Raw genomic sequence first — 21,953 nt, 5'->3', positions numbered from 1 at the left:
GTCGAGTTTCTGGGCTTCGGGGGAGTCGTCTTTTCCGTCTCTCGTGGGAGTGAGGGGGTTGCGTTGGCCCTCGGTGCGCTGCTGCGTGGCGCATCGTCTGTGTTTCGTGCGACAGGGTCGGGCTTGTGCGTGCGGGCCGACGCGCCGGAGCGGATGTCCGGCCGGCCCGTCCTGGCGACGCGGGCGCCAGGGAAGGTCTCCGGCGGCACTCTGACCCCACCGGGAAGAGCCAGCTGGCCGGCGGCTGCCTCGCCCGCGAACGCCGTGCGGCCGGGTGTGGCAGTTTCATTCGCCCGGGGCCGGCGTCGCCGCGCGTTCCGGCCCGGGGCGCGGGTGCGGGCCGCTACGTCCAGTCACCGGGTGCCGTGGTCCAGGGGTGGGGTGAGGGGAGCGGCGGAGGGTGGTGGAATGGGGGTATGGCGAAGTGGGCGGTGGTTGTTTCCGAGGAGCGGTACTCGCAGGAGCGGCTCTACGCGTCGCCGTTCGTGCCGGAGACCACGTTGCCGGCCGGGGATGAGGCGTTGCTGGTGGCGGCCGTCGAGCCGCCGGTGGTGTTCGGGGTGGGGCGGGCGGACGCCGAGGGGCGGGTGCGGTACACCGTCGACCTGATCGCGGCGCCGGTGCCGTTCGGGGCGGGGCTCGAGCCGGGGGCGCACCCGCTGGACGAGGCGGCGTTCGGGAAGGTGGCGAGCGCGGCCGCCGGCGTGCCGAAGGACGGGAAGCGCACCTGGCTGGTGAGCGTGGACCTGCCGATCGAGGCCGCGTCGCCGGGTGAGGCGGTGCGGGAGTTCTGGACGTACGTGCGTGACCTCGGCCCGGCGGAGCTGCCCGCGTTCGTGTGGCCGGTCGGGGATGAGCTCGCGATGCAGGCGTTCGTGCTCGGGGCCGAGGCCAACCAGGACCCCGAAGAGGAGTAGCTACAGCAGCCCGGGCAGCGCCGAGGAGTAGCCGAGGATGCGCTGCGGGTCGGCGTCCAGGACGTCCTTGAGCAGCGTGGCGTAGACGGACCGGAAGTCGGTGGTGAACTTCAGGTCGCCGTTGTCCAGGTCGGACAGGCTCGGCTGCTCGCCGTAGAGGCCGCCGCGCACGGGGCTGCCGAGCAGGAACATGTCCGAGGCCGTGCCGTGGTCGGTGCCCTCGGAGCCGTTCGCCGCGACCCGGCGGCCGAACTCGGAGTAGACGGCGACGACGACCTTGCGGCCCGCTTCCGTCTTGGCCATCCGCGTCGTGAAGCCGGTCAGCGCGTCGTCGAGCCGCTCCAGGATCATCTCCTGGGTGGACCGGCCCGCCGAGGCGTGCAGGTCGAAGCCGCCGAGCGACACGGAGAAGACGCGGGTCGCGACGTTCGCCTCGACGCAGCGGGCGACCAGGTCGAGCTGCGCCTTGAGGTCGGAGCGGCCGCCGGTGCCGGTGCCGGCGTTCTCGTCGCCGTCGGTGTCCTCGTCGGTGGCGGTCGAGGAGATGAGGGTGTCGACGCTGACCAGGTCGGCGAACGCGCGCGCCGCGCGGGCCTGCAGCGGCGACTCGCCGGCGGCGGCCTCACCCAGTTTCGACAGCGTCGCGGTCTGTACGCCGTTCGGCAGCGCGAGCCCGGTGACCGGGACAGCGGCGCCGGCGCTCGTCTCGCCGGCCAGTACCGGCGGAAGGACCGGCTCGAAGGACACGGCGTGGCGCGGGTCGCCGCCGAACGTGTCGAGCCAGCGGCCGAGCCACCCGGTGTTGCCGGGGCGGTCGGGCTGCGCGGTCTGCCAGATGTCCATCGAGCGGAAGTGGCTGTGGTCCGGCTTCGGGTAGCCGACGCCGCGGATCACGGCGAGCTTCTTGGCGTCGAACATCTTCTTCAGGCCCTTGTAGGCCGGGTTCAGCCCGCTGACGTCGTCGAGCTTGAGCACCTCCTCGGCGCTGTAGGCGAGGTCGCCGCGCGCGTCGCGGTAGCCCTTCTCGGCGAAGGGGACGACGCTGGCCAGGCCGTCGTTGCCGCCGTACAGCGTGACCAGGACCAGCGTCTTCGCGTCGCCGGGCCGGTCGTCCCAGGTGGCGGTGTCGAAGATGTCACGCAGCGTCCACGCGCCGCCCGCGGCGAGGCCGGCGGCGCCGACGACACCGCTGGTGATCAGGAACTTGCGCCGGGTCTGGGTGTCCATGTCGCCTCCCGAGCAACTAGTGGATCGCGTATTCGGGGCTCGCCAGACCCAGGGCCAGGAGCTTGCGGGGGTCGCCCGCGGCGGGGGTGAGCGCGGCCCGGGTCCGGTCGGTGAACGCGTCGACGACCAGCAGCCTGGCCATGGCGTCGATCCGGGTCCCCTGCGGCGCCGCGGCGATGCGGTCCAGGACGGGCTGCGGGGCCTTCGAGGCCAGCAGCTGCGCCAGCTTCAGCCGGGCCTGCGTCGCCGACGTGGTGAGCCACGCGGCACCGGCCGGCCAGCCGCCGACGCTCGGCGGGCGCAGCGGCACCTGGCCGAGCTGGTTGAGCCCGTTCTGCAGTTGCTTGCGCTGCTGCTCCGGCATGTCGCCGGGGCGCAGGCCGAGCTGCCGCAGCGCGCCGACCAGCCACTCCACGGGCTGCTTGACCAGCTCGGCGTGGCCGTCGGCGAGCAGCAGGACCTTCAGCATCGCGCCGGTCGTGCGCTGCTTCGCGGCCTCCGCGAGCACCGCCGCGGGGATCGCGTTGTCCCCGCAGTACCGCAGCCACAACCGCTTCGCGATGAACTCGGGGCATTCCGGGCGGGCCAGCAGCACGCCGGCGAACCCGTCGGCGTCGAAGTCGCCGGTGCTGCCCAGGATGGTCTTGGGTTTGCTGTCGTGCCGTTTCGGGTTGAGGCTCGCCGTGCCGGCCTTGTTGTCCACGACCCAGCCGGTCAGCGCGCGGGCACCCTCCCGGACGTCCTGCTCCGTGTAGTGCCCGACACCGAGCGTGAACAGCTCCATCAGCTCGCGGGCGAGGTTCTCGTTGGGTGCCTTGAGGGTGTTCTTCTGCCCGTCCAACCAGATGATCAGCGCCGGGTCGCGCAGCATCGCGCGCAGCATCGTGCCGAAGTCGCCGAGGCCGGTGCGGGCCAGGGTCTGCTGGTGGCCGAGCATCAGCGAGCCGTACTTGACCTTGTCGGCGGACGTCGCCCAGTGCCCGTGCCAGAAGAACGTCAGCTTCTCCGGCAGCTGGTGCTCGGCCTGGACCATGCGGTCGAGCCACCAGTATCCGACGGTGCGCAGCTGCGCGGCCCGCTCGGTTTTCTCGTTGACCACGGGTGGCAGTTCGGGCACGGGGGTACGCGCCGCGCCGGCGTCCGTGCGCGAGGGCTCGAGCAGGGCGTCGACGGTCGCCGCGGCACCTGCCCGCTCCGCCGCGTCGACCTCCTCCGCGGTCGGTCCGAAGGTCGCGCGGCGCAGCAGGTGTGCGAGTGCTTTCCGGTCGGCCATGTGATCAACCGTAGGGCCGCGGTGTTCGAGCGAGGTAAATCCGCGGTCAGGCTCCGACGAACTCCGGCTTCTGCTTCTGCACGAAGGCGGCCGTCGATGCCCGATGGTCCGTGGTCTGCCCGCAGATGGCCTGGGCCTGCGCCTCGACCTCCAGGGTCTCGCTCAGCGTGCCGGACACGCCGGCGGCGAGCTGGCGTTTGATCTGCCCGTACGCGACGGTCGGTCCGGCGGCGAGCCGGGCCGCGAGCTCCAGCGCGACCGGCAGCACCTGCTCGTCGTCGTCGACCAGTCGCGTCAGCATCCCGAGCCGGTCGGCGGTCGCGGCGTCGATCGGCTCGGCCAGCAGGAGCAGCTCCGCCGCCTTCGCGTGCCCGACGAGCCGGGGCAGCGTCCACGACACGCCGGTGTCCCCGGCGAGGCCCACGTTGGCGAACGCCATCAGGAACCCGGTCTTCGGACCGCCGACGCGGAAGTCGGCCAGCAGCGCGAGGGACGCGCCGGCGCCGGCGGCCATGCCCCGCACGGCGGCGACGACCGGCTTCGGCATGCCCACGATCTGCTCGGCGATCGGGTTGTAGTGCTCCCGGACGGTCGACAGCGGCCCCTCGCTGCCAGACTCCAGCAGCGCGACGTGCTCGCGCAGGTCCTGGCCGACGCAGAACGCGCGGCCGGCGCCGGCGAGGACGACGGCCCGGACCGCGGTGTCGTCCGCCAGCTCCCGGAGGGTGTCGCGCAGCGCGACCTTGGTGGCGTTGTCCAGCGCGTTGAGCGCCTCGGGACGGTTGAACGTGACGATGGCGACCGCGCCGTTGCGCTCGACCTCAAGACTCATGCTTCGGCTCCTTACTGGTTGCGCAGACACTGGTCAACGTACCGGTCGGCGGCGGGCCGCAGACGGGTCGCGTGCCGGTCGAAGAACGCCGCGGCCGCGGTCCCGGGCCAGTCCGGCGGCAGCAGCTCCGGCGGCAGCTGCGGGTCGCGGAACAGGAACGCCCGCCAGGCGTGCACGAGCGTGAATCTGGCCGCGTACGCCCGCTCGTCGTCGGTGCCGGGCCCGATCGCCGCCACGAGGGGCGTCAGCCGGGCCACGAACTGCTCGTACGCCTCGCCGATCTCCCGCAGGTCCCAGGCGCGGGACACGAGCCGCTCCCCGCCGGCGACGTGCTCGGCGCTGAACCGGTCGTACCGGACGCCGGCCTCGGTCAGCAGCGTGTCGACGCCCTCGCCGGGGCGTGGCGCGATCCAGGTGGAGGCGTCGATCGCGCCGTACCCGAGAAATCCGAGGTTGGCGACGAGTTTCGCCCGCGCGCCTCGGTGCTGCGGCGGGTCGAGCGTGATGAGATCGAAGCGGCCGTCCCAGGCGGTGTCGCCCTTCGAGGTGCGGTAGATGCGGGCTCCCGCCGCGTCGAGTCGCCGTGCCGCCTTCGGGGTGATGCCGTAGCCCGGGCCGGTCGGTAACCGTAAAGGATGCAGCCAGCCCTGGCGTACCATCCGTGACACCGCGGTGCGCACGGCGGGTGGCGCGATGCCGAGCGGTGCGAGCAGGCGCACGAGGGCCGCGACGGCGGCCCGCCCACCGCGGGGACGGAGATGGTCGCCATAGAGATCAAAGAGGGCGGACCGGGCCTGCATGGCCGCTTATTGTGACAGTTGACCGGCATCCACCGCCAGGAGTTGTCACATGGTTCGCGTCCCAGTTTGGGTCTTGGGGCCATCATCAGGGAAAATCATCTGTTGGCGCGTTCATCACGAGTCGGAAGGCCGGGAGGCAGGTCCCGGTCGACGCTGGTGAGACGACGCGCGGGCATGCGGGGACGGCTGTGCCACCTGATGTCTGGGACATCAGGGAGCGAAGGGAGACAACATGGCGGCCATGAAGCCGCGGACAGGCGACGGTCCGCTGGAGGTCACCAAGGAGGGGCGGGGCATCGTCATGCGTGTCCCGCTGGAAGGTGGTGGGCGGCTCGTCGTCGAGATGACCAAGGATGAGGCCAACGAGCTCAGTGAGGCGCTGAAGACCGCCACCGGCTGAGGTCTTTTCCGTTCATCCGGCACCACCCCGCGCGACCGAGTGGCCCTGGGCGGTCACTCCCCGAGGCGTGCGCGGAAACTTTTGATGGAGGCAATCACTTGCTGGACATACGGTTCGCCACGGCCCGCAACGCCTCCGGCGCGGTCGCCGTTGTCGTGCCGGCCGGTAAGGACACCACAGACCCCTCGCCGTCGTCGGAGGAGCTCGCGGCGGCACGGCTCGCCGCGGTGCGGCTGACGCTGGCGAGGCTAAAGCTCGGCCCGGCCGACCTGGACGACATCACAGCGTTCCTGCTGGACGTCGAGCACTCCGGGTCGGCCGGCACCATCCACAAGCTGCCGCGGGCCGGGCACCGCCCCGACAAGCTGCTCTTCGTCGGTGTCGGGGCCGGCGACGAGGCCGGCTGGCGGGCCGCGGGCGCCAAGCTCGCCAGGTCGGCGAGCGGCGAGCCCACCCTCACGCTCCTACTGCCGCAGGACGTCACCCCGGCGGCCGTCCGGGGGCTCGGCGAGGGGCTGTGGCTCGCGTCGTACCGCTTCCGCCTCGGCGCCGACGAGCCGCCGGAGCTGCGCCGCGTCGTGCTCGTGTCACCGCCGGACGCCACGGACGCCACGGACGCGGACCTGGCGGCAGCGCTCGCCGCCGCGAAGGCCGTCGCGGAGTCCACCCGGCTCGCCCGGGACCTCACCAACATGCCCAGCGACGAGAAGACCCCCGCGTGGTTCGCGAAGCGGGTCGAGAAGGCCGCCGCCGGCGTCGCCGGGCTGACGACGACCGTCCGCGACCCGAAGGCGCTCGCCGCGGAGGGGTTCAACGCGATCCTCGCCGTCGGCGGCGGCTCCACCCGCGGGCCGCGCCTCGTCGAGATGTCCTGGCGGCCCCGCGGCGCCAAACGGCACGTCGTGCTCGTCGGCAAGGGCATCACCTTCGACACCGGCGGCATCTGCGTCAAGCCGCTGTCCGGCATGAAGCTCATGCGCAAGGACATGGCCGGCGCCGCCGCCGTCATCGGCGCGACCCTCGCCGCGGCGGCGTTGCGCCTGCCGCTGCGGATCACCGCGCTCGCGCCCCTGGCGGAGAACTCGCTCGGCGCCGACTCCTTCCGCCCCGGCGACGTCGTGCGCCACTACGGCGGCATCACCAGCGAGATCCACAACACCGACGCCGAGGGCCGTCTCGTCCTCGGCGACGCCATGGCCTACGCCGTCCGGCGGCTACGGCCCGACGCGATCATCGACCTGGCGACCCTGACCGGCGCGCAGGGCGTCGCCCTCGGCAAGCGGACCGCCGCGCTGTACAGCCACAGCGACACCCTCGCGCTGTCGCTGGCGGAGGCCGCCGCGGCCGCCGGCGAGTCGATGTGGCGGATGCCGCTGCACGACGACTACTTCGAGGCCCTCGGCAGCGACGTCGCCGACATCGTCAACTCCACCGACGTCGGCGCGGGGTCGCTGATGGCGGCGCTGTACCTGCGCGAGTTCACCGGCGGGTTGCGGGAGCAGTGGGCGCACCTGGACATGTCGTCATCGGCGTGGGCGGACTCCGCCGACGGTGAGCTGACCAAGGGCGCCACCGGCTGGGGTGTGCGCACCCTCCTGCGCTGGCTCGAGACCTCCGCGGGCTGACGTTCGGCGGCGGCTCCGGGTCGGGTACCCGTGGCCGCCGCCGGCTCTTGAACCTGCTCTTGAACCGGCTTTTGGACCTGCTTCGGTCCTCAAGTGGCCAGCGGGCCTTTTCGGTGCTCAGCGGCCGGCGGGTTTGAGGCCGAGCGGCTTGCCCACCAGGCTCTCGCGGCGGACCGCGAGCCGGTCGGCGACGGCGGCCAGCGCGGCCGCGGCGGGCGCCGACGGCTCGGACAGCACCAGCGGCACCCCGGCGTCGCCGCCCTCACGCAGGCGCGTGTCGAGCGGGATCTGACCCAGCAGCGGCACGGGCGCGCCGACGAGCCGGCCGAGCGACTCCGCGACCTGCGTGCCGCCGCCGCTGCCGAAGACCTCCATGCGCTGGCCGTCGGGCAGCTCCAGCCACGACATGTTCTCCACGACGCCGACGATGCGCTGGTGCGTCTGCAGGGCGATCGACCCGGCCCGCTCCGCGACCTCCGCCGCGGCGGCCTGCGGCGTCGTCACGACCAGGATCTCCGCCGACGGCAGCAGCTGGGCGAGGGAGATCGCCACGTCACCGGTGCCCGGCGGCAGGTCCAGCAGCAGCACGTCCAGGTCACCCCAGTAGACGTCGGCGAGGAACTGCTGCAACGCCCGGTGCAGCATCGGCCCCCGCCACACCACGGCGGTGTTGCCCGGCGTGAACATCCCGATCGAGATGACCTTCACCCCGTGCGCCGACGGCGGCATGATCATCGACTCGACCTGGGTGGGCCGGCCGTCCGCGCCGAGCATCCGCGGCACCGAGTGCCCGTAGATGTCCGCGTCGACGACACCGACCTTCAGCCCCTTCGCGGCCAGCGCCGCGGCCAGGTTGACCGTCACGCTCGACTTGCCCACGCCGCCCTTGCCGCTGGCGACCGCATACACCCTGGTCCGCGAACCCGGCTGGGCGAACGGGATGACCGGCTCCTGCACGTCGCCGCGCAGGCTGCTCTGCAGCTCCTTGCGCTGCTCGGCGGTCATCACCCCGAAGTCGACCTCGACCCCGGTGACCCCGTCGACCGCCCCGACCGCACTGGTGATGTCGGTCCGCAACTTGTCCTTCAACGGGCACCCGGCGACCGTGAGCAACAACCCGATCACGGCCACGCCGTCAGGCCGCAGCACGACGTCGCGCACCATGCCGAGCTCGGTGATCGGGCGACGGATCTCAGGGTCGTCGACGGTCGACAGTGCGGCATTGATCGCGGCTTCGACAGTGGTGGCCGGGGCTGACATGCCCGCAATCGTACGTCGGCCGCCGAGCCTGTTCAGGCACCCTGCCGCGGGCGGTAACACATCACACTCACCCGAACGGTGACAGGGTTGTCCCACGTCCACGCCGATGGGACGATCGTTGTACGCCGCGCGCCTCGCCCCTTGAGGCACGCGGCGATTTCCGTTTTCTGTCGTACCCCTGTTCGAAAATGTGGGCATGACAGAACTCGGCACCACCACCCGCACCGTCCTCGCCGCCACGGCCCCCTTCGACCTCGCCTGCTCGCTGCGCGCCATGGAGTCCTTCGCCCCGTGCGGCGGCGACCAGCTCGTCACCCCCGGCCGGGCCCGCCGCGCCTTCCTGCACCCCGACGACCCCACCCGCGCCGTCGTCACCGACGTCACCGGCCGCGACGACGGGATGCCCGGGGTCACGCTCACCGTGTTCAGCGACGGCGAGCTGAGACCGGGGGAGCTGGACGCGGTCGGCGACCGGGTGAGCGACTGGCTCGGTCTCGCCGACGACCGCGCCCGGTTCCTGCACCTGGCCCGCGCGGACCCGCTCATGGCACCCGTCCTCGCCACCACCGAGGGCCTCCACCAGGTCCGCTTCCCGTCCCTCACCGAAGGCGCCGTCTTCTACACACTCGTCCACCACTCCGCCCACTGGTTCGCCAAGGCGTACAAGCGCCGCCTCCTCACCGCCCACGGCCCCCACGGCATCGTCGGCGGTGTCACCTATGCCGCGTTCCCGCCGATGTCCACGCTGACCGCGCTCGGCGTCGAGGGACTGCAGCCGTATGCCAGCAACATGCTCAGCGCCCGGCGTCTCCACGCGGTGCTGACCGGCCTGGACGGCCTCGGCGAGCCCTGGCTGCGCACCGCCCCCGCCGCCGAGGTGTATGACGCGCTGCTGACCGTGCCCGGCATCGGCCCCTTCACCGCCCACGCCCTGCTCCTGCGGGTCCTCGGCCGCCCCGACCGGGCCCCGCTCGAGCTCCGCCAGCACCGCGACGCCGCCGAGGCCGTCTATGGCACGCCGACCCCGTCCCCGGACGAGCTGCGCGACTGGTATGGGGACACGATCGGCTGGTGGGCGTATACGACCCGGACCGCCCTGGACTGGCGCGACCAGGACCGCCGCGCCGCGGCCCGCGCGGCCCGCGCGGCCCGCCGTGCCGTCGAGCCGCCGGTTCGTGACGAGGGGTCCTCGCGCAGCGGGCTGCCGGCACCTCAGATGTCCTGATCCACCCGTCCCGGCGTGACGGGTCGTCCGGGGCTCTCGGACGGCCCGTCGTGGCGGCGGTGGGGCGCGGATGTCCGCGCCGCCCTTGCCCCGCCCGGTTCGGCGGTTGCTCACGGTGTTCCCCAGGAGTCACTGGAGGGGTCCAGGCTGGGGTCCGCGGTAGGGGTCGACCACACCGTGTGCGGGCGGACATTCGCTGGGCCGATGGATCCGCCCGGCCTGGCGGCAGTGCGAACGGGTGGCGTGGTTGCGGTGGCTGCCGGGCCGGGCCTGAGGTGCCGTCCTCACGTCGCGCCGCCGCCGAGGTGCATGTTCGGTGGTGACACCGCCGTCGCCGGCTCCAAACCCCACAGTGGGTCGAGCGGTCAGCGTGATCCTGGACGGTCCTGGGCGGGCCCTGCCGCCGGAGCCGTCCGGGATCATGACCCAGCAAGGTGCCAGCGCCCGCGTCGCTCGGGGCCATGGTGCGGGGTGGCCGTGTGCCTGCGTCCCGGGAAGTCGGCCGGATGCATGTGGCGGTCGGCCAGAGGGGTCAGGTGACGTCGTCCCAGGAGGGGCGGGCGGCCGGGGCGGCGGCGGCCGGCTTCGTCAGGGAGGTCGAGGGCGGCGGGGTGGGAGCGGGGGTGTTCGCGCCGTTGATGGCGGCCTCCGCGTCGCGCTTCACGGTGTCGGCGACGCCGCGGACCTCGCCGACGATGTCCTGGAGCGGGCGGCGCAGCGCGGCCTCGTCGGCCTCGCTGAGCAGGTGCTTACGCAGGAAGGTCTTCGGGTGGAGGTCTTCGAGCTGGATGTCGGTGCCGAGCTCGCGGCTCAGGTCGCCGGTGGCGTTACGGGCCATCTGGCGGACGTTGCGGAGCATGCGCATGCCGTCGCTGATCGCCTTCGGCAGCCGGTCGGGGCCGAAGATGAACAGCCCCACCAGGATGATGACGATGAACTCCCAGCCACCGAGGTTTTCCAAGCCCATTGCCGGCCTCCTTGCTCTCGCCCGCCAGCCTACGCACCCCGGGGCACGGAACGGGAGGGCCCACCGGTCACTTCGCGTCGGCGACCAGGGTCACCGAGGTCTTCTCCTTGCTGGTGCCGCGCAGGTACTGGATCTCGACGACGGCGCCGGGAGCGTACTTGCGGATGAGCGCCGTGAGGTCCCAGAACTCCTCGACGGGCTTGTTGTTCACGGCCATGATGACGTCGCCGGCGCGGAGGCCGCCGCCGGCGGCGGGGCCGTTGGCTTCGACGGAGGCGAGGCGGGCGCCGCCGGCCGGGTTGCGGTAGCTGGGGTCGGGTGAGACACCCATCACAGTGCGGCGGGCCTTGCCGGTGTTGATGACGTCCTGGGCGACGCGGCGGGCGTGGTTGATCGGGATGGCGAAGGCGAGGCCGACGTTGCCGGCGTTCGACTGGTCCTCCGAGAGGGTGCCGATGACGGAGTTGATGCCGACGACCCGGCCGGCGCCGTCGAAGAGGGGACCACCGGAGTTGCCCTGGTTGACGGCCGCGTCGGTCTGGATCGCCGAGTAGTAGCGGGCCGTGCCGCCCTCGCTGGTGCGGATGGGGCGGTCGAGGTAGCTGACCACGCCGAAGGTGACCGTGCTGGTCAGGCCGAGCGGGGAGCCGATCGCGACGACCGGGTCACCGACCTGGAGCTGGTCGGAGTCGCCGAACTCGACGGGCTGCAGCTTGTCGTCGGGCAGGCCCGCGGTGTCGATCTTCAGCACGGCGATGTCGGACTCGTCGTCGCCGCCGACGACGATCGCCGGGGCGACCGAGGCGTCGTTGAAGCGGACCGTGGCGTTGCCGCTGCCGCCGTGCACGACGTGGTTGTTGGTGATCACGTACCCGTCGTTGGAGACGACGAAGCCGGAGCCGAGGGACGTGCCGGAGCCGACCCGCATGCTGATCGTGACGACGCTCGGGAGGACCTTCTTCGCCAGGGCGGCGACGGTGTCCGGCGGGCGGCCGTTGAGCGGCGGGTCGCTGCCGAGCGGCGAGTTGCCCAGGATGCTGCCGCCACCGCCGGCGAACACGTAGCCGAGGGTCCCGCCGAGCGCGCCGGCGAGCAGGGCCGTGACGATCGACACGATCAGCACCAGGCCGATCCCCGCCTTGGGGCCGGGCCCGGGCGGCGGGGGCTTCTCCAGCTCCGGCGCCTCCTCGGCCGGGGTCTTGACCACGACGACCTGCGCGTCGGGGTCACGCCACGGGTCTGCGAGGGCGTCGGACCACCAGCTGCTCGGGGCGGGCTGCGGTCGCGGCTGCGCGGGCGGCATCGGCCAACCAGCGGGGCTGGTCGATGCGCCGTGGCCAGGCTGACGCCAGGCCGAACCGTCTGTCACGATCGGCTCCTCCGTCCGTTTCGCATCCAGCATTACACGGGCCGGCATCCCACACGTGAGGGCGAGGTCTCCTAGGCTTGCGGGGATCGACGTCTCATGGAGGTGCGACATCCCCCCGTCCGTCAGAACCGCACAGCAGTTCGCCGACTTCGTCGACGGCTACGTGCTGGAGGATCCGGTGCTCACCGCGGCCCGCGAGCAGGCCGCCGAGCTGGGCATCGCCAGCGTCAGCCGGGGTGAGGGCGCGGCGCTGCGGGTCGTCGCCGCGGTCGGCAACGCCAAGGCCGTCGTCGACGTCGGCACCGGCACGGGGGTGAGCGGCGGGTGGCTGCTGCGGGGCATGCGCCGCGACGGTGTCCTCACCACGATCGACCTCGAGCCGGAGCACCAGCGGGTGGCCCGGCGGGTCTTCGCCGCCGCCGGCAACCCGCCGTCGCGGACCCGGATCATCAGCGGGCGGGCCCTGGACGTCCTGCCCCGGCTCGCCGACCGCGCCTACGACCTGGTGTTCGTCGACCACGACCCGAGTGAGTACGTGGCGGTGACCGCCGCCGCGGAGCGCCTCCTGCGACCCGGCGGGACCCTCGTGCTGGCGGGCGCGCTCGGCGGCGGCAGAGTCAGTGATCCCACCATCCGGGACGCGGAGACGGTCCTGCTCAGGGAGGCCGTCAAAGCCCTGCGCGACAGCGACGCGTGGGTCCCCGCGATCCTGCCCCTCGGCGAGGGCCTCCTCGTCGCGGCGAGAGCCCAGTAGCGTCAGCGGGCCGGACGGGCGCGCCGGCGCGGCGGGTCGTCGTCGGGGTTGAAGACGTCCTCCTCGGCGGGCTCGTCCAGCGACGTCTTCTTCGCCTTCTTCCGCTCCAGCTTCGCCCGCCGCACCGCGGCCTCGTCGAGCTCCTCGCTCATCCGCGCCAGCTCCGACCGCAGGAAGTCGCGGGTGGCGACCTCACCGACGGCGATGCGCAGCGACGCGATCTCCCGCGCCAGGTACTCCGTGTCGGCCTTCTGCGCGGCGGCGCGGCGCCGGTCCTCCTCGGCGGCGAGCCGGTCCCGGTCCGTCTGCCGGTTCTGCGCGAGCAGGATCAGCGGCGCCGCGTAGGAGGCCTGCAGCGACAGGATCAGCGTGAGGAACGTGAAGGTGTACGGGTCGAACTGCCACGTCCTCGGCGCGAGCGTGTTCCACACGATCCACGCGAGGATGAAGACCGTCATGTACACGAGGAACTTCGCGGTCCCCATGAACCGCGCGATCCCCTCCGACCACTGCCCGAACGCCTCCGGGTCGAAGCGGGGCAGCTTCAACCGGCCCGGCTCGCGCGGCTGATCGAGCCGCCGCCGGTCAACCATGGCCGCCGGCCGTCCCGGACCCGCCGTTGGTGGCCGGCTCGCTCAGGGTGCGGCCGGCGCCGTCGAGCGCCCGTCCCGCGGTGCCCGCCGAAGCAGCCGCGTGCTCACGGTCGCGCCAGTCCTCGGGCAGCAGATGGTCCAGCACATCGTCGACCGTGACAGCGCCGACGAGCCGGTCGTTGGCGTCGATCACCGGCATGACCACCAGGTTGTACGTCGCCATCCGGCGGGTGATCTCGCCGAGCGTGGCCTGCGGCGCGAGAGGCTTGATGTCGTTGTCGACGACCCCGCCGAGCAGCGCCGACGGGGGCTCCCGCAGCAGCCGCTGGAAGTGCACGACGCCCAGGTAGCGGCCCGTCGGCGTCGCCATCGGCGGGCGCGTCACGAACACCCCCGCGGCCACGGCCGGCGACAGCTGCGGCTCCCGGATGCGGGCCAGGGCCTCCGCGACCGTCTCGTGCGGCGCCATGACGATCGGCTCGGACGTCATCACCGACCCGGCGGTGCCCGGCAGGTAGTCCAGCAGCGCGCGGACCGGGGACGCCTCGTCGGGCTGCATGAGATCCAGCAGCACCTCCTGCTCACCCTTCGGCATCTCCGCGAGCAGGTCGGCGGCGTCGTCCGGGTCCATCTCCTCCAGGACGTCGGCGGCCCGCTCAGGTTCGAGCGCCGCCATGATCTCCAGCTGGTCGTGCTCCGGGAGCTCCTCCAGGACGTCGGCGAGCCGCTCGTCGTCCAGGGCGGTCGCCACCTCGACACGGCGGCTCTCCGACAGGTCCTGCAGCACGTTGGCGAGGTCGGCGGGGCGCATGTTGTCCAGCACCGCGAGGATGCCGGCGGTGCCCTGCGCGTGCGGGGTCCCGGCGAGCCCCGCGACCTCACCCCATTCGAGCTGGTTGAGGTGGCCGCGGCGGGTGAGCCGGCCGCTGAACTCGCGGACCGCGACCCGGCTCAGCGCCCACGTGCCGGTGCGGTCGGCCTCCATCGCGACATCGACGACCGTGCCGGTGCGCCCGGTCGCCGGCACGCTGACGTGCCGGTCGATGAAGTCCTCCAGGACCAGCAGCTCACCCTGGCGCTTCTCGAAGCGGCGCAGGTTGAGGGTGCCGGTGTTGAGCACCACCGCGTCGGGCTCCATCGCGGTGATCCGGCCGATCGGCAGGAAGATCCGCCGGCGCATCGGCATCTCCGCGACGAGCCCCACCACCCTGGGCGGCAGGTCGTCGGTGCGGGCGCGCGCGACCGCGTCACGCACCCGGCCGACCTGGTCACCGTTCGGGTCGAACACGCTCAGGCCGGCGAGGCGCGCGACATAGACCCTGGGCGCGGTGCTCACGAGGCTCAAGACTACTGAAGAAGACCACCGGCTCGCGGTTGGACCGCCTCCGGCGCCCGCCGCTCACCTAGGCTCGATGGCATCAGCGGCCTGTGGCGGAGCGAAGCGGAGGACACGGCATGATCATGCTGCGGTACAAGGTGGTCGACGTCTTCACGGACCGGCCGTTCACGGGCAACCCCCTGGCGATCGTGTTCGACGCGGCCGACCTCGCCGGTGAGCAGATGCAGGCGATCGCCCGCGAGTTCAACCTGTCCGAGACGATCTTCGTGCTGCCGCCGACGGTCCCCGAGGCGACCTACCGGGTGCGGATCTTCACCCCGGGCACGGAGCTGCCGTTCGCCGGGCACCCCAGCGTCGGCTGCGCCGTCACCCTGCACCGCGACGGCCTGGTCAAGGACACCGAGGTCGTCCAGGAGTGCGGGGCGGGCCTGATCCCGATCAGCATCGACGACGTCCACGGCAGCGCCGTCGTCACCGGCGGCGCACCGACCGTCGGACCGGCCCTCGACCCGGCGCCGCTGCTCGCCGCCGTCGGCCTCACCGAGGCGGACCACGCCGGCCCGGCGCCGCGGAAGGCGGGCTGCGGGCTGCCGTTCACGTTCCTGTCGGTGACCGACGAGGCGGTCGGGCGGCTACGGCCGGCAGGACTCGTCGACAACGTCAGCGTCCTGCACTGGGACGCGGAGCGGCACGAGGCACACGTCCGCGTCCTCGTCCCCGACGCCGGCGTCGCCGAGGACCCGGCGACCGGTTCGGCGGCGATGGGGCTCGGCGTCTGGCTGGTGACGTCCGGGCTGCTCCCGGGGGACGGGCTCAGCCGGTACCAGATCCGTCAGGGCTCCGAGATGCACCGCCCGTCCCTGCTGACCTGCTCGATCACCGCCGCCGGCGGCGAGGCGGTGTCGGCGACCGTGTCCGGCCACGTCGTGCCGATCGCGTCCGGGGAGATGATCGTCCCGCCGTTCGTGGGCTGAGATGAGCGGCGGCCGCCGAGGACCACGATCGCGACCCCGGCGAGCAGCAGCCCGATGCCGGGCAGCGTCTGCGCCGCCGGGAGCTGGTCGAGCAGCAGCCAGGCGATGACCAGCGCGCCCGGCACCTCGAGCAGCAGCAGCACCGCGACCGTCGTCGGCGCGACCTGCCGCAACGCGTAGTTGATCAGGGTGTGCCCGAGCAGCTGCGGGCCCACGGTCATCGCGACCAGCGCCAGCCACGTCTGCGCCGAGAAGCCGCTCAGGTCCTGACCGCCGGCGACACACGCCAGACCGAGGACGACCGCGCAGACCGAGTAGCAGATGGTCGCGTAGGTACTGGTGGAGACCGTGGCCCGCGCGTGGGCGCCGAGCATCGTGTACCCGGCGGCCGCGATCCCCCCGACGAGCGCGAGCGCGTCACCGAGCAGCGCCCGGCCCGACAGGTCCGGGTCGGCGCCGGTGGCGAGGGCGACCCCGAGCACGGCGACCCCGACCCCGGCCCACGTGCTGCCGGGGACGCGCACCCCCCGCAGGACCGAGATCAGCGACGTCCAGATCGGCGTGGTGCTCACCAGCGCGACCGACATCGCGACGCTGGTCAGCTTCGCGCTCGGCACCCACGTGCCGAAGTGCACCGCCAGGCACACCCCGGACAGGACGCTGGCGCCGACCATGCCCCGCGACCGGAACTCCTCCCGCCGCACCGCCAGCGCGACGGGGGCGATCGCGGCGACACCCAGCAGGTTGCGCCAGAAGGCGATCGCGAGGGCCGGTGCGGCCGCGTAGGCGATCAGCGGCGCCGACGACGACACCGCGACGATCGCGACGGTCAATGCCACAGCCGCGGGAATCCCGATATGCCGCATGCGGAGATGTTGTCACCAGGTGAAAATTGTCGGTGATCCGACACTGGGTCGCGTCCTCAGGCAGTAGACCAGAGCGGTCTGCACTCGTACTTTCGGACGATGCCAGGAGGGCCGAACGGTGTTTAGCGCTGTCCTTTTCGACTACTTCAACACGTGTACGACGGCCGTAGTACGCGGCGACGGTCACCGCCGGACCGCCGACGTGCTCGGCGTCGACCCCGACGCGTGGCTCAACCTCCTCGACCGCACCTTCGACGTCCGGTCACGAGGCGCCTACGGCAGCGTCTTAGCCGGGCTGCGCGCGCTCTGCGTCGAACTCGGCGTCGAACCCACCCCCGCCCAGCTGCGCGAGGCCGCCGACCTGCGGATCACCACGATCCAGCAGGACGCACCGCCCCGGCCCGAGACCGAGCCCGTCCTGCGCACGCTGCGCGAACGCGGCATCCGCACCGCCGTCGTCAGTGACTGCTGGTTCGAACTGCCGTCCGTCCTGCCCGGCACCCCCATCGGCCGGCTCTTCGACACCGGCGTCTACTCCTCACAGGTCGGCCAGGCCAAACCGCACCCGGCGATGTACCGCACCGCCTGCGAACGCCTGGGCGTGCACCCCGAGGCATGCCTGTACATCGGCGACGGCGGCGGCAACGAGCTCACCGGCGCCCGCGCGTTCGGCCTCACCGCGGTGCAACTCGACGCGCCCGACCTCGGCGGGCACCTGACCTTCAACGCCGACCTCGACTGGGACGGCGCCCGCATCACCAGCCTCGACCAGATCCCCGACCTCGTCGCCGGCCGCATGCCACTCCCCGTCACCGTCGGCGGGCCTATGCTGGACTGGTGACGGCGCCATTGTCGCCGATGGATGGACGGCTGCTCGCCGGTCTCGCGGCGGGCGCCGTCCGTGCGCGGCTGACCGGCGAACGCCTCACCGCGCACCTGCCCCCGTCCGGTCCCGTGCACGCCGACGGCGCCTCGTTCGTCACGCTGGAGCGGGCCGGCACGCTCCGCGGCTGCGTCGGCACCCTGGAAGCGATGCGCCCCCTGCACCGCGACGTCGTGCACAACGCCGTCCGGGCGATGGCGGACCCGCGGGTGCCACCCGTCACCGCCGCCGACTGGCCCTCGCTCGACGTGAAGGTCTCCGTCCTGACCCGCCCCGCCGCACTGCCCGCCGACGGCCGGGAGGCACTGCTGGCCGCCGTGGTGCCACACGTGCACGGGCTGATCCTCACCGACGGCACCCGCAGGGCCACCTTCCTGCCGTCGGTGTGGGCGAAACTGCCGTCCGCGGACCAGTTCCTCGACGCGCTGCTGCGCAAGGGCGGCTGGACCGGCTGGCCACCCGGCCTGCAGGCCCTGGCATACGGCTCGGCCGAATACGAGGACCGGTCCCCGCGCCCGCCGCTGTGAGTGTCTGTGGGTCTTGGCGTACGGCTCGGCCGAATACGAGGACCGGTCCCGCGCCCGCCGCTGTGATTGGATGGCACCCGTGGAACCGCTGGTGGAAGAGGCCGCGAAGAAGGCCGCCGTCGCGTGGCTCGCCGTGCCCGGTGCCGGCCCCGCCTACCTGGTCTGGTGCGCGTGGCTCGGCGGATCGCTGTTGGTCGTGAGCGGCCCTGGTGAGCAGGCCGCACCAGGCCTCGCCGAGACCGGCACCGCCGACGTCTCCCTGCGCGGCGACCACGGCGGCCGGATCGTCACCTGGACCGCCACCGTGGAGACCCTCGACCCGGCCGGCGAGGCGTGGACGGAGCTCGTGCCACAGCTCGCCGGCAAGCGGCTCAACGGCGGCACCGACCTCGCGACCAGGTGGGCGACCGAGTGCGTGGTCAGCCGGCTCACCCCCGCCGAGGACGCCCCGCTGCTGCCCATGCCCGACGACGCCCAGGCCGCGCCCCCGAAGCCGTCCCCGGCGACGAGACTGCCGAAGCGCCCGTTCCGCCTGCACAAGGTCCGCGGCGCCCGGCGCTGAACCGGTGCGCTACGATCGGTGACGACACCGACAAGTAATTTTTTCGGTTGTGCTAGTGTCTGTGAAGCAGTGCGCCGACACGACGTCGTGTTCGTCGTTCAGAAACCCACGGCCGCCAGGCTCGCGTCCCACAGCCGTGCCGCCAGCCGAGGGTCCTCGGTCGCCGCGTTCGGCCTGATCTGGCGGCGCTTCTCGTAGTAACCGCCGGACACCAGCTGCGGCCTGGGCGTCGCCGCCAGCCAGACGAGGGTGTCCGCCCCCTGCTCCGGCGACTTCGCGAAAGGAGTCACCTTCGACATCAGGCTCACCCCGATCCCGGCCCCGAAGCGACTCCGCACGAACCCCGGGTGGTAGCTCGCCGACATGATGTCCGGCCACCGCCGCGCCGCCTCCGCCGCGAAGAGGATGTTCGCCTGCTTCGCCGCGCCGTACCGCCGCCACATCCCCGAGCTGCGCTCGCCCCGCAGATCCGACGGATCGACGCTGCCCATGGCGTGCGCGGCGGAGGCGGTGTTGATGATCCGCCCGCTGCGCAGCTGCTCCCGCAGCAGGTTGCTGAGCAGGAACCCGGCCAGATGGTTGGACTGGATCGCCGGTTCGAAGCCGTCGGCGGTCCGGGCGCCGCCGGCCACCACGCCGCCGGCGTTGTTGGCGAGGACGTCGATGCGCTGGTATCGCTGCCGCAGCTGATCGACGAGGACGTGCACGTCGTCGAGGCGGGCGAAATCAGCCTGGTACGCCGGGGGAGTGCGCCCGGCGGCGGCCTTCACCCGGTCGACGGCCGCGGTCAGGCGGTCGGGGTCCCGGCCGACGAGGACGACGTGCGCGCCGCGCCGGGCCATGTCGACGGACGCGGCCAGGCCGATCCCGGAGCTGGCACCGGTGATCACCACCGTGCGGCCGGTGAGATCTTCCACAGGGGCATTCTGCGCCATCACGCGACGAGGTTACCGTGGCGTAGGTCCCGCTGAATGCTCGCTAAGGAGCGCCGTCATGCGTCCTCGCAGGTCCTGCCTCGCCGTCCCCGGTTCGAGCGTCAAGATGCTCGACAAGGCCCAGGGGCTCCCCGCCGACCAGGTCTTTCTCGACCTGGAGGATGCCGTCGCGCCGCTCGCCAAGCCCGGCGCCCGCAAGAACATCGTGGCCGCGCTCAACGACGGCGACTGGGGCGGCAAGGCCCGGGTCGTGCGGGTCAACGACCTGACCACGCCGTGGACCTATCGCGACGTCGTCGAGGTCGTCGAGGGCGCCGGCGCCAACCTCGACTGCATCATGCTGCCGAAGGTGCAGTCCGCGGGGCAGGTCGAGTGGCTCGACCTGACGCTGACCCAGATCGAGAAGACGATGGGGCTCGAGGTCGGGAAGATCGGCATCGAGGCGCAGATCGAGAACGCCGCCGGCCTGGTCAACGTCGACGCGATCGCGACCGCGAGCAAGCGGATCGAGACGATCATCTTCGGCCCCGCCGACTTCATGGCCTCGATCAACATGAAGTCGCTGGTCGTCGGCGGGCTCATCCCCGGCTACCCGGGCGACCCGTACCACTACATCCTCATGCGCATCCTGATGGCCGCCAGGATGCACGACCTGCAGGCGATCGACGGGCCGTTCCTGCAGATCCGCGACGTGGACGCGTTCCGGGAGGTCGCCACCCGCAGCGCCGCGCTCGGCTTCGACGGCAAGTGGGTCCTGCACCCCGGCCAGATCGACGCCGCCAACGAGGTCTACTCGCCCGCCCAGGAGGACTACGACCACGCCGAGCTCATCCTCGACGCCTATGAGCATTACACCTCGGAGGCCGGCGGCAAGCTCGGCGCCGTCATGCTCGGCGACGAGATGATCGACGAGGCGTCCCGCAAGATGGCCCTGGTCATCTCCGCCAAGGGGCGCGCCGCGGGCATGTCCCGCACGACGTCATTCACCCCGCCGGCCTGAGAAATCCGTGTCGCATTGCCCGGGGGCGGTCCGGGCAGGCAGGATTTGCCCTATGGCACCCGACCTACGATCCACCGGTCCCGCCGGAAAAGGCAACCGGCGTGACGCGAGCCGCCCTTCCTCGGCCCGCCGCACCCTGCGGGCCGTCCCGTCCGCCGGGCCTGAGCTCGCCGACGAGCCGGTCTCGGAGGACGAGGGCAGCACGGCGATCGACCGCCTCGACGGCCGCGTCGCGCTGGTCACCGGCGCCGGCAGCCCGGACGGCATCGGCTACGCCACCGCCCGCCGGCTGAAGGCGATGGGCGCGGCGGTCGCCATCGTGTCCACCACCAGGCGCATCCACGACCGCGCCACCGAGCTCGGCGTCACCGGCTTCGTCGCCGACCTCACCGTCGAGGCCGAGGTCGGCGCGCTCGCCGACGCGATCGTCGACTCCGTCGGCACCGTCGACATCCTCGTCAACAACGCCGGCCTGGCGAGCAAGGCCAGCCCCGAGGTCCTGCGCCCGGTCGCCCAGCTCACCTATGAGGAGTGGCGGGCCGAGATCGACCGCAACCTCACCACCGCGTTCCTGGTCAGCCGCGCCTTCGTGGGCGGCATGGCCGAGCACGGCTGGGGCCGCATCGTCAACCTCGCCGCCACCGCCGGCCCCGTCAACGCGCTGCCCGCCGAGGCCGGCTACGCGGCCGCGAAGGCCGGCGTCGTCGGCCTGACCCGCGCCCTGGCCATGGAGCTCGTCGCCGACGGCATCACCGTCAACGCGGTCGCCCCCGGCATCATCCACACCGGCGCCTCGACCCTGGTCGAGCTCAAGCAGGGCTTCGGCACGCCGATGGGCCGCCCCGGCACGCCCGAGGAGGTGGCCGCCACGATCGCGTTCCTCTGCTCGCCCGGCGCCTCGTACATCACCGGGCAGATGCTCGTGATCGACGGCGGCAACAGCGTCCGCGAAGCGCAATATCGATAAACTTTTTCAATGCATGGCCACGGTCCGCGGTGGTGCGGACCGTTGCTCCCGCGGGCTCCGGTCAGGCCTTGACGGCCTTCCCTTTCCCGCCGCCGGTAGCTGCCGCGGCCGTCCCGGCCGCGAACAACCGCCACGAGCTCGACCTTGGCGACTTCGGCCCGCTGTGACGTGCCGAAGTCGCCAAGGTCGACGCTGCTCAGAAGCCCAGTCGACGCTTCTTAGAAGCCCAGCAGGACGATCGGGACGCCGCAGAGGACGAGCAGCTCCAGGTATCCGATCACCAGCGCGGCGAGTGTCAGCCCGCGCCCGCGCTCCCCGGTCCGCCCGGTCTGCGCCCACGCGATGTGGCCCATCAGGATGCCGAACGGCGGCACCAGCACCGCGCAGACCAGGGCAGCGATCGCCATCTTGTTGTAGCGCACCTGAGAACCATTTCACAGGGTTGTGTGGGCCGCTCACGTTGGCCCGGGCCAGGCCAAGCCGGGATACTGCCTGCATACCCGCCGGTAACTTGCCGCACCCTGCCCACGCCGCTGACCAATGGAGGTCAATCAATGGCCCGCCTCGCCCGGACGCCCGGTCTGACCGATGTGCAGCAGTCGATCCTGGAGACCGTGCGGGAGTTCGTGGACAAAGAGATCATCCCGCACGCGCAGCA

General features: G+C 72.4%; 22 protein-coding genes and 1 pseudogene. 11 read left to right on the top strand and 12 right to left on the bottom strand.

Annotation, left to right across the window (positions count from 1 at the left end; all coding sequences use genetic code 11):
* Positions 1–416 precede the first annotated feature (416 nt).
* On the top strand, positions 417–917 hold the full coding sequence (locus tag ACZ6TV_RS08965) for a hypothetical protein (RefSeq protein WP_465296615.1): 501 nt from the start codon (positions 417–419) through the stop codon (positions 915–917).
* On the opposite strand, the gene ACZ6TV_RS08960 is transcribed toward ACZ6TV_RS08965, so the two are convergent.
* The 4 genes from ACZ6TV_RS08960 to ACZ6TV_RS08945 are packed head-to-tail and all read right to left on the bottom strand — an operon-like array spanning position 918 to position 5,049.
* Entirely contained in the window at positions 918–2,144 is a 1,227-nt protein-coding gene (locus ACZ6TV_RS08960) for a DUF1501 domain-containing protein (protein ID WP_465296614.1), read from the bottom strand.
* A 16-nt stretch (positions 2,145–2,160) separates the two neighbouring features.
* Positions 2,161–3,417, bottom strand: coding sequence for a DUF1800 domain-containing protein (locus ACZ6TV_RS08955; RefSeq protein ID WP_465296613.1), 1,257 nt, complete (start codon positions 3,415–3,417; stop codon positions 2,161–2,163).
* Positions 3,418–3,463: 46 nt separating this feature from the next.
* Positions 3,464–4,249 (bottom strand): enoyl-CoA hydratase-related protein, encoded by a 786-nt coding sequence (locus ACZ6TV_RS08950; protein ID WP_465296612.1) that lies wholly within the window; start codon positions 4,247–4,249, stop codon positions 3,464–3,466.
* An 11-nt stretch (positions 4,250–4,260) separates the two neighbouring features.
* Positions 4,261–5,049, bottom strand: a complete 789-nt coding sequence (locus tag ACZ6TV_RS08945; protein WP_465296611.1) for a PaaX family transcriptional regulator — start codon at positions 5,047–5,049, stop codon at positions 4,261–4,263.
* A 232-nt stretch (positions 5,050–5,281) separates the two neighbouring features.
* Between ACZ6TV_RS08945 and ACZ6TV_RS08940 the strand changes: the two genes are divergently transcribed.
* Together ACZ6TV_RS08940 and ACZ6TV_RS08935 are read left to right on the top strand one after the other, a co-directional pair.
* Positions 5,282–5,449 (top strand): DUF3117 domain-containing protein, encoded by a 168-nt coding sequence (locus tag ACZ6TV_RS08940; protein WP_081971220.1) that lies wholly within the window; start codon positions 5,282–5,284, stop codon positions 5,447–5,449.
* 227 nt (positions 5,450–5,676) lie between these two features.
* Positions 5,677–7,074 (top strand): leucyl aminopeptidase family protein, encoded by a 1,398-nt coding sequence (locus ACZ6TV_RS08935; protein WP_465296998.1) that lies wholly within the window; start codon positions 5,677–5,679, stop codon positions 7,072–7,074.
* Positions 7,075–7,191: 117 nt separating this feature from the next.
* Here the strand turns inward: ACZ6TV_RS08935 and ACZ6TV_RS08930 are convergent, their stop codons facing one another.
* Positions 7,192–8,334: an Mrp/NBP35 family ATP-binding protein gene (locus ACZ6TV_RS08930; RefSeq protein ID WP_465296610.1), complete on the bottom strand. Its 1,143-nt coding sequence runs from the start codon at positions 8,332–8,334 to the stop codon at positions 7,192–7,194.
* A 196-nt stretch (positions 8,335–8,530) separates the two neighbouring features.
* Between ACZ6TV_RS08930 and ACZ6TV_RS08925 the strand changes: the two genes are divergently transcribed.
* Positions 8,531–9,559, top strand: coding sequence for a DNA-3-methyladenine glycosylase family protein (locus tag ACZ6TV_RS08925; protein ID WP_465296609.1), 1,029 nt, complete (start codon positions 8,531–8,533; stop codon positions 9,557–9,559).
* 532 nt (positions 9,560–10,091) lie between these two features.
* Here ACZ6TV_RS08925 and ACZ6TV_RS08920 read toward each other — a convergent pair.
* Positions 10,092–10,526 carry a twin-arginine translocase TatA/TatE family subunit gene (locus tag ACZ6TV_RS08920; protein ID WP_465296608.1) on the bottom strand — a complete coding sequence of 145 codons (435 nt, stop codon included), beginning with the start codon at positions 10,524–10,526 and terminating at the stop codon, positions 10,092–10,094.
* 67 nt (positions 10,527–10,593) lie between these two features.
* A complete protein-coding gene (locus tag ACZ6TV_RS08915) occupies positions 10,594–11,895 on the bottom strand; it encodes a S1C family serine protease (RefSeq protein WP_465296607.1) in 1,302 nt (433 codons plus the stop codon).
* Positions 11,896–12,058: 163 nt separating this feature from the next.
* Between ACZ6TV_RS08915 and ACZ6TV_RS08910 the strand changes: the two genes are divergently transcribed.
* Entirely contained in the window at positions 12,059–12,649 is a 591-nt protein-coding gene (locus ACZ6TV_RS08910) for an O-methyltransferase (protein ID WP_354783394.1), read from the top strand.
* A gap of 2 nt (positions 12,650–12,651) precedes the next feature.
* On the opposite strand, the gene ACZ6TV_RS08905 is transcribed toward ACZ6TV_RS08910, so the two are convergent.
* Both ACZ6TV_RS08905 and ACZ6TV_RS08900 read right to left on the bottom strand, forming a co-directional pair.
* Positions 12,652–13,242, bottom strand: a complete 591-nt coding sequence (locus ACZ6TV_RS08905; protein WP_465296606.1) for a DUF1003 domain-containing protein — start codon at positions 13,240–13,242, stop codon at positions 12,652–12,654.
* Positions 13,235–14,578: a magnesium transporter MgtE N-terminal domain-containing protein gene (locus ACZ6TV_RS08900; protein WP_465296605.1), complete on the bottom strand. Its 1,344-nt coding sequence runs from the start codon at positions 14,576–14,578 to the stop codon at positions 13,235–13,237. The genes ACZ6TV_RS08905 and ACZ6TV_RS08900 overlap by 8 nt, the downstream gene beginning before the upstream one ends.
* Positions 14,579–14,697: 119 nt before the next feature.
* Between ACZ6TV_RS08900 and ACZ6TV_RS08895 the strand changes: the two genes are divergently transcribed.
* Positions 14,698–15,555, top strand: a complete 858-nt coding sequence (locus ACZ6TV_RS08895; RefSeq protein ID WP_465296604.1) for a PhzF family phenazine biosynthesis protein — start codon at positions 14,698–14,700, stop codon at positions 15,553–15,555.
* Here ACZ6TV_RS08895 and ACZ6TV_RS08890 read toward each other — a convergent pair.
* A pseudogene (locus ACZ6TV_RS08890) lies at positions 15,549–16,394 on the bottom strand (DMT family transporter); the annotation flags it as partial. The gene ACZ6TV_RS08895 and the pseudogene ACZ6TV_RS08890 sit on opposite strands and share 7 nt — an antisense overlap.
* Before the next feature lie 145 nt (positions 16,395–16,539).
* On the opposite strand from ACZ6TV_RS08890, the gene ACZ6TV_RS08885 reads away from it, so the two are divergent.
* The 3 genes from ACZ6TV_RS08885 to ACZ6TV_RS08875 all read left to right on the top strand — a co-directional run bounded on the left by ACZ6TV_RS08885 (position 16,540) and on the right by ACZ6TV_RS08875 (position 18,393).
* Positions 16,540–17,262 carry an HAD family hydrolase gene (locus tag ACZ6TV_RS08885; protein ID WP_465296603.1) on the top strand — a complete coding sequence of 241 codons (723 nt, stop codon included), beginning with the start codon at positions 16,540–16,542 and terminating at the stop codon, positions 17,260–17,262.
* Positions 17,259–17,831: an AmmeMemoRadiSam system protein A gene (gene amrA, locus ACZ6TV_RS08880; RefSeq protein ID WP_465296602.1), complete on the top strand. Its 573-nt coding sequence runs from the start codon at positions 17,259–17,261 to the stop codon at positions 17,829–17,831. The genes ACZ6TV_RS08885 and amrA overlap by 4 nt, the downstream gene beginning before the upstream one ends.
* A gap of 70 nt (positions 17,832–17,901) precedes the next feature.
* Positions 17,902–18,393 (top strand): hypothetical protein, encoded by a 492-nt coding sequence (locus ACZ6TV_RS08875; RefSeq protein ID WP_465296601.1) that lies wholly within the window; start codon positions 17,902–17,904, stop codon positions 18,391–18,393.
* Positions 18,394–18,491: 98 nt separating this feature from the next.
* Here ACZ6TV_RS08875 and ACZ6TV_RS08870 read toward each other — a convergent pair whose 3' ends face one another.
* Entirely contained in the window at positions 18,492–19,310 is an 819-nt protein-coding gene (locus ACZ6TV_RS08870; RefSeq protein WP_465296600.1) for an SDR family NAD(P)-dependent oxidoreductase, read from the bottom strand.
* 76 nt (positions 19,311–19,386) lie between these two features.
* Between ACZ6TV_RS08870 and ACZ6TV_RS08865 the strand changes: the two genes are divergently transcribed.
* A complete protein-coding gene (locus tag ACZ6TV_RS08865) occupies positions 19,387–20,328 on the top strand; it encodes an HpcH/HpaI aldolase/citrate lyase family protein (RefSeq protein WP_465296599.1) in 942 nt (313 codons plus the stop codon).
* Between the two features lie 52 nt (positions 20,329–20,380).
* Entirely contained in the window at positions 20,381–21,295 is a 915-nt protein-coding gene (locus ACZ6TV_RS08860; protein WP_465296598.1) for an SDR family NAD(P)-dependent oxidoreductase, read from the top strand.
* A gap of 218 nt (positions 21,296–21,513) precedes the next feature.
* On the opposite strand, the gene ACZ6TV_RS08855 is transcribed toward ACZ6TV_RS08860, so the two are convergent.
* Positions 21,514–21,717 (bottom strand): DUF4190 domain-containing protein, encoded by a 204-nt coding sequence (locus ACZ6TV_RS08855; RefSeq protein ID WP_465296597.1) that lies wholly within the window; start codon positions 21,715–21,717, stop codon positions 21,514–21,516.
* Between the last annotated feature and the right edge of the window lie 236 nt (positions 21,718–21,953).

It is taken from the genome of Dactylosporangium sp. NPDC051087 (assembly GCF_055586325.1).
Note: the sequence above shows the minus strand (reverse complement) of the source record. Positions and strands in the feature narration are given on the sequence as shown.